This is a genomic window from Bartonella sp. AU18XJBT, from assembly GCF_028618595.1.
Classification (GTDB): Bacteria; Pseudomonadota; Alphaproteobacteria; order Rhizobiales; family Rhizobiaceae; genus Bartonella.
The window spans coordinates 1-1,115 of record NZ_JAQITE010000146.1; the positions used below are offsets into that span (position 1 = coordinate 1).

1 pseudogene is annotated in these 1,115 nt (G+C 40.6%); it reads right to left on the reverse strand.

Annotation, left to right across the window (positions count from 1 at the left end):
• Positions 1-68: 68 nt before the first annotated feature.
• Positions 69-1,115: pseudogene (locus tag PVV60_RS10600) on the reverse strand (transporter); the annotation flags it as partial.

A 1,115-nucleotide genomic window follows, 5' to 3' on the forward strand; every position in this document is an offset into this window, starting at 1 on the left:
GATAGCAAAGGCATTTGTTTGAAAGCCAAATGAAGCTGCACAGACGGCTGTTGCCAATAAAAGTTTTTTCATTGTTTTGACCTTTCTTGAAAAATAGGAAGCCATTTTTCTGGAGATTGTCCAACTTCATCCATAATGGTTTCTAGGAGTTCAATATTCTTGGTGGTGCCACTTAAAATGGCTATTTCATCATCAAAGCCGCGTAAATTCAGTTCTGCTACAACTGAACTTTGCCCTTGTTTGATGAGAAAACGCCGTGACTCACGGCTTAATTCTGATTGTATCAGGTTAAATTCTCTGTCCGATAATTTAAACCCTTCTACATAATCCCCATGATTGCCCTTTTGGTTGGGAAAATAAATCTGTGTGGGGCATTGCTCTATAATGGTGTGGGCAATGGTCGAATTAATCGCATCTTTGGGGGATTGTGTCGCAAACAACATCAAACCATTTTGTTTACGGATAGTTTTCAGCCTGTCTTGCGCAAAGGCTTTAAAGGAATCATCCTCTAAGGCTTTCCAAAACTCATCAATGACAATGATAATACGACGCCCATCAATCAGAGACAGAATTCTATGAAAAAGATACATCATGAGCGGTGGACGAATTTCATTATTGTCTAAAAAATCCGTCATGTCATAACCAATAAATTTTGCATCAATGCCAATGTCGTCATCAGGATTGTCAAAAACCCACCCTAAGGCATTGCCTTTACACCATCTTTCTAAACGACCCGCTATCCCCTCCCTGTGTGTGGTGTCAAAAAACATTTGTAAGGCGGAGATCGTCCGTTGTTCTTTGGGCAACAAGGCAAGCTGCTCAACTGCCGCCGTGATGTCTTGTCTTTCTGATTCACTGATCTTTTGATCTTCAGAAGAAACAAGCTTTATAATCCATTGGCGTAAAAAAACTCTATCTGCTGGATTGTTATAGTCTAAGCCTTTCAAGGGGGCTATGCCTGTTGGTCTACCATTTTTCAAAGGCATATAAGTGCCGCCACCCGCTCTGACAAAAAGTTCTGCACCCCGATCTTTGTCAAAAAAGACCATATTGGGATCATGCTTTTGAAGTTGTGCTAAAAGAAAATTGACAATAACCGTTTTCCCAGAACCAGA